The organism is Vibrio sp. 970 (assembly GCF_033339075.1).
In genome coordinates, this window is the sequence record NZ_JAWOTW010000411.1 from 1 (window position 1) to 650 (window position 650).

Genomic DNA, 650 nt, shown 5'->3' on the forward strand with positions numbered 1-650 from the left:
TCAAGGCGCACAAGTCACCTATATCGGTCCTTCAGGATCTCAAATCGGCCATAAAGAATCGATGAAAGATACCGCGCGCGTCTTAGGTCGCATGTATGACGGCATCGAATACCGAGGCTTTGGTCAATCCATTGTGGAAGAGCTTGGCGCTCATGCGGGCGTTCCGGTTTGGAACGGATTAACTGACGAGTTCCACCCAACGCAAATCCTCGCAGATTTCCTTACCATGCAAGAACATAGTCGTGGCAAACAGCTCCACGAAATGACCTTTGCGTACCTTGGCGACGCTCGTAACAACATGGGTAACTCATTGATGGTTGGCGCAGCGAAAATGGGTATGGACATTCGCCTAGTGGCACCAAAAGCATTCTGGCCAGAAGAACATCTTGTCGCGACTTGCCAAGACATTGCAAAACAAACCGGCGCGAAAATCACCTTGACGGAAAACGTCGAAGAAGGCGTGAAAGGCTGTGATTTCCTCTACACTGATGTTTGGGTTTCAATGGGTGAAGCAGCAGAAGCATGGGATGAACGTGTCGCGCTTATGACGCCTTATCAAATCAATATGGATGTCATCAAGCAGACGGGTAATCCGTACGTGAAGTTTATGGATTGTCTACCTGCATTCCATAATGACGAAACCACTGTCG

At 48.9% G+C, this 650-nt stretch carries 1 protein-coding gene; it reads left to right on the plus strand.

All coding sequences use genetic code 11. The annotated features are described in order from the left end of the window. Window positions 1-650: ornithine carbamoyltransferase (gene argF / locus R7Q11_RS27005; protein WP_225467090.1), on the plus strand; the 650-nt coding region annotated here is incomplete at both ends.